Source organism: Thermoactinomyces sp. CICC 10522, assembly GCF_016055075.1.
In the GTDB taxonomy this organism is placed as follows: Bacteria; Bacillota; Bacilli; order Thermoactinomycetales; family Thermoactinomycetaceae; genus Thermoactinomyces_A; species Thermoactinomyces_A daqus.
On sequence record NZ_JAECVY010000032.1, the window covers coordinates 1 to 10,865 of the forward strand.

Annotated in this window: 9 protein-coding genes and 2 pseudogenes; 4 read left to right on the top strand and 7 right to left on the bottom strand. The window is 45.4% G+C overall.

Features of this window, described 5'->3' with window-relative positions:
• Window positions 1–294: pseudogene (locus I8U18_RS16995) on the top strand (arsenic resistance protein); the annotation flags it as partial.
• Window positions 287–469 (top strand): annotated as a pseudogene (locus I8U18_RS17915) (low molecular weight phosphatase family protein); the annotation flags it as partial. The pseudogenes I8U18_RS16995 and I8U18_RS17915, both read left to right, overlap by 8 nt.
• Before the next feature lie 47 nt (window positions 470–516).
• Here I8U18_RS17915 and I8U18_RS17000 read toward each other — a convergent pair.
• Window positions 517–1,020, bottom strand: a complete 504-nt coding sequence (locus tag I8U18_RS17000; RefSeq protein WP_198065130.1) for an arsinothricin resistance N-acetyltransferase ArsN1 family A — start codon at window positions 1,018–1,020, stop codon at window positions 517–519.
• Window positions 1,021–2,351: 1,331 nt separating this feature from the next.
• Between I8U18_RS17000 and I8U18_RS17005 the strand changes: the two genes are divergently transcribed.
• Window positions 2,352–2,609 (top strand): hypothetical protein, encoded by a 258-nt coding sequence (locus I8U18_RS17005; RefSeq protein WP_198065131.1) that lies wholly within the window; start codon window positions 2,352–2,354, stop codon window positions 2,607–2,609.
• Complete coding sequence (locus I8U18_RS17010; RefSeq protein ID WP_198065132.1) at window positions 2,587–5,343, top strand: molybdopterin oxidoreductase family protein; 2,757 nt, start codon at window positions 2,587–2,589, stop codon at window positions 5,341–5,343. The genes I8U18_RS17005 and I8U18_RS17010 overlap by 23 nt, the downstream gene beginning before the upstream one ends.
• An 805-nt stretch (window positions 5,344–6,148) precedes the next feature.
• Here the strand turns inward: I8U18_RS17010 and I8U18_RS17015 are convergent.
• From I8U18_RS17015 to I8U18_RS18385, 6 genes are all read right to left on the bottom strand, one after another.
• On the bottom strand, window positions 6,149–7,132 hold the full coding sequence (locus tag I8U18_RS17015) for a CobW family GTP-binding protein (protein ID WP_198065133.1): 984 nt from the start codon (window positions 7,130–7,132) through the stop codon (window positions 6,149–6,151).
• Between the two features lie 24 nt (window positions 7,133–7,156).
• Window positions 7,157–7,510 (bottom strand): hypothetical protein, encoded by a 354-nt coding sequence (locus tag I8U18_RS17020; RefSeq protein WP_198065134.1) that lies wholly within the window; start codon window positions 7,508–7,510, stop codon window positions 7,157–7,159.
• Window positions 7,511–7,537: 27 nt separating this feature from the next.
• Window positions 7,538–8,287, bottom strand: coding sequence for a 3-oxoacyl-ACP reductase family protein (locus I8U18_RS17025; RefSeq protein ID WP_198065135.1), 750 nt, complete (start codon window positions 8,285–8,287; stop codon window positions 7,538–7,540).
• 98 nt (window positions 8,288–8,385) lie between these two features.
• A complete protein-coding gene (locus I8U18_RS17030) occupies window positions 8,386–9,291 on the bottom strand; it encodes a polysaccharide deacetylase family protein (protein WP_198065136.1) in 906 nt (301 codons plus the stop codon).
• Window positions 9,292–9,345: 54 nt separating this feature from the next.
• Window positions 9,346–10,314 carry an asparaginase gene (locus tag I8U18_RS17035; RefSeq protein ID WP_370589428.1) on the bottom strand — a complete coding sequence of 323 codons (969 nt, stop codon included), beginning with the start codon at window positions 10,312–10,314 and terminating at the stop codon, window positions 9,346–9,348.
• Between the two features lie 78 nt (window positions 10,315–10,392).
• A complete protein-coding gene (locus I8U18_RS18385; RefSeq protein WP_370589430.1) occupies window positions 10,393–10,722 on the bottom strand; it encodes an MFS transporter in 330 nt (109 codons plus the stop codon).
• Between the last annotated feature and the right edge of the window lie 143 nt (window positions 10,723–10,865).

The following is a 10,865-nucleotide window of genomic DNA, read 5'->3' on the forward strand; positions in this document are numbered from 1 at the left end:
GTTGCCGGCATGATCACCCGTCTTGCATTGGTGAAAGCTAAAGGACGTGAATGGTATGAGACTAAATTCATTCCTTTAATCAGCCATCAGCCCCATTACACTCATTTCATTGCTGTTGACGATTATTGTCATGTTCTCTTTAAAAGGTGAGTTGGTCCTTCAATTACCGTTGGATGTAATTCGAATCTCCATTCCTCTGTTAATTTACTTTGTTGTAATGTTTCTTGTTTCGTTTTAGCCGCAAGCAATAACTTTGAGTTGGCCATCGCCGTTGCAATTGGTGTCTTCGGTATGTGGTGATGCGAACGACAAATGCCCGATGACCTCTTCTCACGTTCACCGTGATCATTGGGGATTTGAAGATCCAGCCAAAGCCCAGGGAACTGAGGAAGAAGTATGGAAAGTGTTCCGCCGCGTTCGAGACCAAATTGAAGCACGGATTATACAGTTTGCGAAAGAAGGGAAATAACGAATAAAGAGTCACTCCCTGTACAAAGGGTTATGACTCTTTATTCGTTAATCAAGGTTTTCTATAATTAGCTTTTCAACGATGACACAATCAAGCCATTCGCCATCTAATTTACTATGTTTTTCATAGATTCCTACTTCTCGAAACCCACATGCTCGACACAAGGCCCTGCTCGCATGGTTGAAATCGAAGATTCTTGAGACCAGTTTCCAGTAACCACGCTTCGCACATGCTTCCACCAGTGAATGGAGCAGCTGTTTCCCAATTCCCCGGCCTTTATAACCATCTCGAATATAAATGGAAAATTCACCAATACCCCGGTAGCAGTCTCGAGATCGGTAAGGATGGACACATGCAAAGCCAACTACCAATTCATCAAGCACCGCTACCAAGATGGGATAATGCTCCTCTTGCTCAACGATCCATTTCCGCCTGTTTTCTACTGTATATAAGCATGTTTCAAAAGTGGCTCGTCGTGTTTGAATTCCCTGGTTATATATTTCAGTAATGGCCAAAGCATCCGAGGGAAGGGCTGAACGAATGATAACCATGGGATCTTCCTGTCTTTCTGTTTAAGTTAATGATCCAGATAGCCAGCCCATCAGCCGTCCAAAAGGATGGCTTTTTTGTTGTCAATAAACAAAAGAATCACCCGGAGCAGACGTTATTCGCGGGATGGAAAGACGGTCTAAGAAGATATCGGTCCAAAAATCAACGGATATAGGATAAAAGCACTTTCCCTTTCTTCATCCGCGAATACGATATACCGAATTTGAAACAGGGAGGCAGATAAATGGGATTTAGTTGTTTTGGTGGTTTCGGCGGTTTCGGAGGTAGCTGTTTCGGTTCGTCTTTGTCGGCGGAGGATTTGGGTTCTAAATAGAAATGGAGGAATGAGTCACCTTACCGTGAAGAATTAGAAACAACCAACTTTACTGGAGCCTCATTGGCAAACTTGTTTTAACATACATGGAAGCACCATTAAAGTCCGCATCCGCCATTCTCGTAGCACCGGCGGACGCGGATACCTTGACGAATCAAAGCTAACCTCGTCTCATTCTTTCCTGTACCATTTTTTCGATTCGTTCAAACCTGTCGTCAATACTGGATATCCTTCGTTGGATGTCTTCTGCTATGCTCATATGTTTGGTTATGATCTCCTGCATCGCTTCAGGATGTCTTTTTTCTTCCCGACGAACTGAAATCGTGTACGGATAATCATAGGGATAACCAAAATCCATTTTTCTCATTTCCTTTCTTTCTATATTCAATGTTTTTGATTAGGAGTTATTGTCTTCCTGAAAAGCGTTTGTGGAACCACTTGAACTACTGTCCCTCCAATGAGAACTGCTCGAGGAATGATCCCAATGATCCCAGTGATGCCATCTATGACAAAGAATGTGTTTTAATATCTTCGTGGCTTTTCTGCTGTGTCGGTATGCTTTGTACAACGGATGGTAGTGATGATGTGTTGGATAGTGAAATATCGGATGCCTAGGAGGCATTGGGTACATAGGATGCTTTACGTGTTCCATACAATCCACTCCTTTTTAAGAACAGTTACATGATGATATCGTATGACCGTTCTATCTGCATGGAAACTAGGTCGTTTTCCTCAAATTACAGTCCAAAACCCTGAATTCATAGCTTGCATCTCTTCGGTAGTAAGGGCTGCAAAGTAGGCTGAGGGTAAGTTCCCTCAGCCTTAATAAGGCACAGGCAGTAAAATGGTAAGGTTATTGTAAACAGGGTCTAGCCCTGCCTCTTCTTGATAATCAAAATTAGCGGATTAAAACGCTCAGGTGAAAAAGGAAATTATCAATCATTTCGCCTTATCTTTCTGAATAGATTGGAATTAACTTTCGATCAGAGGAGTGACATTATGAAGCGATCCTATTCATTTAATAAACTTGCTTTTTTCCAGTTAATCACACCCCCTTTTCGTGTTGAAACAGGAGTTCCGCCGGAAGAAATTCCAATTTACGCCAAGCTTCCTCCCATGATCCCTCCTTACACCCCTTATCGTAGAATGGCTCTATTCCCATTTTTCTCCACGACCAATCAATTGCGCAAGGTTTTGCGTCCCGCCAATTTAGCGTTTGTAAGGGGAGATGAACATGGTTTGGGAAACTTCTCGTGAGGATATTAATATTTACTCGCAGGGAAGTGTCGATAAATTTGTCTATTCCACTTGTAACATTTGTTCCAATGGTTGCGGCTGCTTTATTGCCGTGAAAAACAATAAAATTGTGGGAATTAAAGGGAACGTCAATTATCCCGTCAATCGGGGGCGCCTTGGCCCCAAAGGGGAAAACCAGTGGTATGCCAATAACAGTATCGACCGGTTAACTAGTCCGCTCATCCGGAACGCCAAAGGTAAGTTAGTACCTGCCTCGTGGGACGAAGCGATGGGGCTGATTGTGGACAGAGTGAAAAGCCAGCTTCAGAAAAACGGACCGGACAGCCTCGCCTTTTATCATACGGGGCAAGCTTATTTGGAGGAGTATTATACTATTGCCAAAATTACGCGGGCAGGGTTAAGAACCCACCATGTGGATGCCAATACGCGGTTATGTACGGCAACAGCCCAATGGGCTCTCATTCAAAGCTTTGGGGCGGATGGTCCTCCCGCTTCGATCGAAGATATGGATCAAGCCGAGGTCATTGTCTATTTGGGGCGCAACAGCAATGAAACCAATACCGTTTTGTGGGAACGAACTCTGGACGCAAGGGAGAGAAACGGCTCTAAGATCATTGAAATTGATCCGCGCGCGGATGTAAGCACGCGCTTCGCTGACCTTAGACTGCGCCCAAAAAGTGGAACCAATGTGGCGGTTTTGAACGGCATTATCCATCTCCTCATTCGAAACAATTGGATTGATCTTGATTTTATCGAGGCGCATACCGTCGGGTACTCAGAATTGAGGCGAACCGTGGAAAAATATGATCCGAGGCTGGTGGAGAGAATCACCGGGGTTCCCGCAAACGATTTGATTACCGCGGCGACATGGATCGGCACCTCCCGAAAAACGGTTACGTGTTTGCTGCAAGGCGTTTACCAAAGCATGGATGCGACGGCGGCGGCAACACTGGTCAACTCCATGCATTTAATCATGGGGAAAATCGGAAAACCCGGATGCGGTCCATTTCAACATGCCGGCCAGCCAAGCTCCATGTCCAACCGGGAAGTCGGGGGAACGGGTTTTTACCCGGGTTACCGCAACAGCGAAAACCCAAGACATTTAAAAGAGATTGCCGATCTATGGAATGTCGATGTCCACCTTCTTCCGGTAGGACCGCAAACCCATATCATGAACATGCTAGATTTGATTGAAAAGGAACAGATTCGATTCATGTGGGTTATGGGTACCAACCCGGTGGTCTCCCTTCCCAATCGCACTCGAGTAATCGATTTATTGAAGCGCGTTTTTCTCATCGTGCAAGATCCTTTTCTAAGTGAGACAGCTCAGCTGGCAGACGTGGTGCTTCCTACCGCGATGTGGGGAGAAAAAGAAGGAACCATGACCAACTTGGAGCGCCGTGTGAATGTTCTTCGCAAAGCGGTTGATCCTCCGTTTGGCCTTCCCTCCGATTTTGAAATTTGGCTTGATTTTGCCCGACGCATGGATTTTCGGGATAAGGACGGAAACCCTCTTATCCAATATCGTACGCCAGAGGAATGCTTTAACGAATGGCGCATCGTTTCTAAAGGACGCCCTTGTGATATGTCAGGGATGACTTATGACAAAATGGAAAAACTTGGAGGAATCCAGTGGCCCTGCAATGAGGAGCATCCAAATGGGACGATCCGGTTGTACTCGGATTTTCACTTTCATACAGAGGTAGATGATGCCGAATCCTACGGGCACGATCTCTTGACCGGGCGCAGCAGAACAAGAGAGGAATTTATAAAGTTAAACGCCAACGGCCGAGCAATTCTCTATGCGGCGGATTGGGCTCCTCCACCGGAAATGCCCGATCGCGATTATCCTTTCTATTTAAATACGGGCCGGATTGTTTATCACTGGCATACAAGGACGAAAACGGGACGTGCTCCCCTTTTGCACATGGCTGCGCCGGAAGCGTATGTGGAAATTCATCCAAAGGACGCCAAAGCCTTGGAGATTAGACCGGCTGACCCTGTCAGAGTGGAAACCCGGCGCGGCTCAATAGTCGTTCCAGCCCGCATCACGGATACGGTTCTCGAAGGGTCTGTGTTTGTTCCGTTCCACTATGGTTCACTTGAGGAAAACCAAGCCGCAAATGAATTGACGCTCGATGTCTGGGATCCGGTCTCCAAACAACCTTTATTCAAAAACGCGGCTTGTAAAGTGGAGAAAGCAACGGGCTTCCCGTCATTCTGTGATGAGAAATCATTTTTAAGCGACCTTGTTTGTACTCCCGCCAGGGCTCATATCCTTCCGTTCCTAAAGGGGAATGACATGGTTTCACTTCTCGCTACGATTGTAAAAATTACCAGGCAAGCGATTCGGATCATCGACAAAACGATGGAACGTTCTAAGTTCCAAAAAAACCCGCTCGCACTACGATTGCGATTGCTTCTGGAGGAACTGGTAAAAACGGGGCGGAACATAATAAAAAGTAGAGGGATCGAACCCGTAAAAAAAATAAAGGAGGGTCTCAGTATCTTGTTTCGGGATATCACCGAAGCACAAGAGATGTTCACCATGCTGAAACGAACGTTGCCGGGGGATGGAACCAGCCCGGCGGTTCAAGCGATTAGCCATCAGATGGGAACGCTTAAAACCTTGTTTATTTCGCTTGTTCCGGAGATTGTTCAGAAATTCGGATACTGGGAAACACGATTTATTATCACGCCAACCTATGAATCGCTTTTAATAGGTAAAAGATAATTTTGAGATCGCTACTAATGTACGACTATTCATCATCAGTACCAAGATGTCTGATATCAATTTTGCGTTTTCAAAAAGGATTTGATGTTTGGTGTATGCATCAATATATTGCCCTATGTGTTCGGCAAGTAAAAAGTACAGAAAACGGCAACCGTTTTGTGCATAGGCCTTGCCAGGGTAAAAAAGATAGGAATTTTCCCGATATTGATGAATTCACCCGTACTTGACATGGAGCCTCTACGGGCATGATTTTTTTGCGAAGAAGACACCGCAAAGGGTTCGCAATGGCACATCAGCCTATCATGCCCGTCTCTCCATGTAAAGTGCTAATAAATTTTTGCTGAAAATAGGGAATTTATGTCACGGAAACAGTCTGCATAAATGGTTGCCGAACTCTGCACTTTTGTTTTGCCATATACATTCTCTAAGAAAACTTAAAGAATAGCATAGGAATTGAGTTTTATAGGAGGCTTTTAGTGGACAAGTATATTGCACATTCTTCTGCCTCTTCCAACCTCAGCAAATCCTTGAAGCGAGGCTGAATGAAGCGAAGGATAACGTTATAGACCCAATCGGGAGGCGATAAAAGAAAAACGCTCGATTTAAAGCCGCTTGATTGATGTAGTCAAGCGTCATTTGGACTTTTTTGCTTTGTTCTCAAGACCTACTTCGGATCTATCTGAATAATTGCTACTTTGAAGCCACTTTCTGGTATTTATTCACTCATCATTTCAACCTCCAACAGATTTATACACTAGATATAAAAAGTAAAAATGCTTTATGGTAACGTTTCTATGGATACAAATTACTTTACAAGAACTTCTCCCCCGAAGAAGCCACTAAAGGCGCGCAAAGAGGAAATGACTTCATCAGAGGAAATACGTCTTAAAATGAAAGTCAGTGTGGAATCATTTTTTTCGTATTGCCATTCCGAAAGATGCTCTGGTGGGTGAATGACGTGCTGCACACCTTGGAGTACAATAGGCCCACCCTCACCGACATCCAGCATCCCCTTGACACGAAGTACTTCTTCCCCATGCGCATGTAACAGAAGACTTAGCCATACCACAAACGGTGCCCAGTCTATAGCTCCTTGAAAGCGAATGTTAAAAGAGCTCGTTTCCCCAGTATGGTTTTGTAATGACTCCAAATTCGGTGTCGCAAGCGTGATAGACGACCGAGATATTTGAAATAAATCATCGTTTATCAGAAGCCCGTTAATGGCAGTAACTATTTCCGCTACAGGGTTTATACCCTTCAACTTTCGAATGAGATAGTCAATATCCTTAGAACTGGCAATATCTGTTTTTGTCAATATGAGTTTGTCGCTTGTAATAACTTGTTTTATAGACTCAGGATTCCTCTCTAATTGCTCTAGTCCATTTACAGCATCCACTGTTGCAATGGTACCAGCAATTTCAAAGTGGTGTTGCAACATAGGGTCTGTCAGGATTGTAAAGATAATCGGTGCAGGATCAGCTAAACCCGTCGTTTCAATAACCACGGACGACAAAATTATCTCTCCAGATTCATGAGCACTCAACAGAAGTTTCATTTCTTGCACGAGATCGTCTCGAACCTGACAGCAGACACATCCGCCTCCGAGAAGCGATATTTGTTCAGAAGCTGTTCTGAGCAAGTGATGGTCCAAGGCAACTTCACCAAATTCATTTACAATTAATGCCGTATTCTTTGCACTAGGATTCGCAAGCGCATTCCGTAAAAGGGTTGTCTTACCGCTACCAAGAAACCCTGTTACGATGTAAACGGGTAGTTTGCTACGATCCATTTGCAAGTGACCCCCCTTCGACGTTCAATCGAACTCTCGCTTCTGTTTAATGTAACGGATCAAACTTGGATCCAACGGGTCAATCCTTCTTCCAGCTAATCTTCCTGCGGAGGACCATATGTCTTCTAAATTCACCCCCATGAGGGTGTTGCCTTTTTTGTCCGCAACAATATACTGCGTATTGTTCCAGTCGCGAACCTCGAGAGCATAATGAGACAAAATGACATTTAATATCCTGATTCGCTTCCAACGTTCACGAACATAATCGCGCTGGACCTGACCACCAACCTCAACTTCGGCACTTTCACCGTAACGCCGTTTCTGGTCAGTCCAATGAACTTGGGTCATGAGGTTACCGCAAAGAATACACACGATCATTACTCCTTTCAGGGCGAGACTGAGCGATCACAGCATGACGTCGCCTGAATTCGGGCCAAGCGTTTGCCCGGTATATAGGTCTCCGTCCGGTTGGCTTGCTAGGAACAACGCGGTAGGAACAATTTCTTCGACCCTTCCAAAGCGAGGAATTGCCAACTCGTTTTGCTTTTTTTTCTTCCATTCTTCGTCCAATCCTGAAATTAAATTGGTTTCAATCGGCCCGGGCGCGATACAGTTAGCATTAATACCATAAACTCCTAGTTCCAAAGCGATGGATTTAGTGAATCCGATGACACCTGCTTTCGCTGCTGCATAATGACTCAGTCCTACTCCACCTTTTTGGCCTAACTGTGATGCTATGTTGATAATCCTGCCATATCGTTGTTTGATCATGTGTGGAACTGAAAATCGCGTGGTAAGGAATACGCTACGCAAGTCGACCTCAATCATGCGGTCCCACATAGACACTTCCATGTCAACAATATTGCTTTGTGTCAATATCCCGGCGTTATTCACGAGAATATCGACTCTTCCAAACTTGGATACTGCCGTATCAATAAGATTTCGTGCTGTCTGTTGCCGTGAAACATCTCCTTCTATTGCAATGACACAATTAGTTCCGCCAAGAGACTTCAACCATAACTGGATGTCATCGGCCGATTGACCGTAATAATTAACGACTAGGGATGCACCTTCAGACGCAAATCGCTCAGCAATCCCACGTCCGATTCCACTCCCAGCCCCAGTAATGACCGCAACACGTCCCTCGAGTTTCATGTTCATACCTCCTCATCGTATTTTCGGAAAAACGGTGAGGGGGTCACGCTCTTCCAGCACAACCTCCCTCATTGGCTTCATCCATTCATTTGTTTTCTTCAAATAGTTGAATTTTGGCTCACTTGTTTCTGTGGGAACCGCCGTGTAAAATCATCAGCAATCTCTTCAAATGTAGCCCATCGAACGCCATCATGTGAATTGATGTATTCGATCAACCGCTCGTGCATGAGCAACACCTGTGGACGACCACTGACATCCGGGTGAATAGTCATGGTAAATACTGCATAGTCGTATTCCCGATAGACCCAGTCGAACTGATCACGCCACATTTGCTCAATGTCCCTGGGATTTACAAAACCGTGACTGTTCGGAGATTTTTTGATAAACATCATAGGTGGAAGATCGTCGAGATACCAGTTGGCCGGAATCTCGACCAAATCGGTCTCTTTACCTCTCTGAAGTGGCTTCATCCACTCTTTTGCTTGCTTCGAATAGTCGATTTTGGTCCACTTGTCTCCGACACGCACGTAATACGGTGTGAAATCATTGTGCATCAAGCTGTGGTCATACTTAAAACCGTGTTTGAGTAATAGCTCGTTAGTGATGTTAGAGAACTCCCACCATGGAGCCACATACCCACAGGGCCTTTTCCCCGACAATTTTTCGATGAGTTCAATCGACTTCAAGAGAACATCTTCTTCCTGTTGAGAAGTCATGGCAAGCGGATTTTCATGTGAGTAACCGTGAGCGCCAATCTCATGGCCTGCATCGACGACCATCTTCATCTGTTCTGGAAAAGTTTCAATGGAGTGACCAGGAATAAACCAAGTTGTCTTGATGTTATACTTGTCGAACAGTTTAAGTAGGCGCGGGGCTCCAACTTCACCAGCGAAAAGTCCACGTGAGATGTCATCCGGAGAATCCTCACCTGAGTATGAACCCAACCAACCTGCTACAGCATCAACATCCACACCGTAAGCGACAAAGATTTCTTTCGAAGCCATTTAAAACGCCTCCTAGATTTATGAATTAGAAGTAATTGTTTACAAGTAACACAATTAAGGTTGGCTATACTGAGCTATCACGTTTGCCATTTCATCAAATGTCGCATTGTTTGCTAACAATAGGCCCAACAGGATTCGTACCTTTTCCCCTTTCAGGTCACCTGCAAACCATGCTCCGGACCTTTCGAGATCCCTACCACCACCGTTCCCATACACAGGAAGAACGGAGCCTCGGATACATCGACTCGTTACCACAACTGGAACGCCTTGATGCACAAGTGATTTCACTTCTGCTGTAAAACTAGGATGGGCGTTACCTCGTCCAAACGTTTCTAGAACGACAGCGCCATAACCATCTACCATCCGACGAAATTCAGTTCCTGTCATACCCACCCCTAATCGAATCAGCGCAACGGGCTTAGGTACGTTGAGCTGTAGAGGGGGATACTTGCGAACACTGCGCGCAATTATGACTTGATCTTCATCCACCCTGCCAACGGGTCCCCATCCTGGGGAATCGAACGCCTCGAGTGCATTCGTGTCAATTTTTTGTACATCCCGTGCTGTGTGAATGAATCCCGCAAATACAACGACGACGTTGAGCTTCCCTGCTACGGGTGTTTGAGCGACCCGAATGGCATCCATAAGATTTCGCAACCCGTCTGTCGATGGATGTGACGCGTTTAATTGTGCTCCGGTCAACACAATGGGCTTCTGCGTGCCCGCTGCAATGAGTGACAGAAAGAACGCAGTCTCCTCCATCGTGTCCGTTCCGTGTGTGACAACGACTCCAGATACATCCGAAGAATGGACAGTCTCTAAAACGTCGTTCCCAATGGTATACAAAGTTTCATAATCAAAAGCAAAGCTACCTTTGGTTACCGAAGTTCGGATTGTCACGTTTTCCATCGTTTCATACCGATCTAAAAATTGGTTTCCCGCAAGTGTGGCGATCACGTCTCCGTTCTCCTGGGGTAAGGAGGCAATTGTGCCTCCTGTAGCGATAATTTGCGTCTTCGCCACGATGCCCACCTCTGTTCTTGTAGTCAATGGAAGTTTGAGATGTCTTGAACGGAAATAGTCTTCTTCCTGAGTCTGGTCTTACGTGGAGATGGATTCGAGATCTTGCCCCGGACGAATTGCTCGAGTACCGAACATCAAAATACCAGACAGAAAGAGTGGAATAGCACCAGCTACAAATGCGCCTACGACCACCTCCGACGTCTTTGCAAAGGTAGCAAACAATGCGGAACCCAAGATTCCACCCACCGGCCCCATTGCATTAACTACGGATGCTGCAGTACCACGCATGCGCGTTGGGAAAGATTCGCTAATGTAAGACATCATAGCGGACCACGGTCCGATCATGAAGAACAAACCAAGTGAATAGAATACAATTACCACAACGTTTCCTTTTGCGACAAAGAGCAAGATACCATAGTGTCAACGCCGGGATTAAATTGACCCACTTCAGTCGGTTTAAAATTGACCCACCCCGGTGCCTCATTTAGCCTTTGAAGGTTCCCCGTAAACTCCACTCGTCAGCTTCTCACGCAATCGGTAACTCTGTCCAC